The sequence below is a fragment of the Alicyclobacillus hesperidum subsp. aegles genome (genome assembly GCF_027923525.1).
Taxonomy (GTDB): domain Bacteria; phylum Bacillota; class Bacilli; order Alicyclobacillales; family Alicyclobacillaceae; genus Alicyclobacillus; species Alicyclobacillus aegles.
In genome coordinates this window covers 1-269 of record NZ_BSBJ01000034.1, presented here as the reverse complement: position 1 = coordinate 269, position 269 = coordinate 1, and the positions used below count along the sequence as shown (strand labels likewise).

The 269-nt window shown below is 56.5% G+C and carries 1 rRNA gene; it reads right to left on the bottom strand.

The features are described from left to right. A 16S ribosomal RNA gene (locus QMF38_RS09575) occupies positions 1-269 on the bottom strand; the annotation flags it as partial.

The following is a 269-nucleotide window of genomic DNA, read 5'->3' as shown; positions in this document are numbered from 1 at the left end:
CCCACCTCTACGTGCTGGTAACACAGGTCAAGGGTTGCGCTCGTTGCGGGACTTAACCCAACATCTCACGACACGAGCTGACGACAACCATGCACCACCTGTCTCCTCTGCCCCGAAGGGAAGGTACATCTCTGTACCCGTCAGAGGGATGTCAAGCCCTGGTAAGGTTCTTCGCGTTGCTTCGAATTAAACCACATGCTCCACTGCTTGTGCGGGCCCCCGTCAATTCCTTTGAGTTTCAGTCTTGCGACCGTACTCCCCAGGCGGAG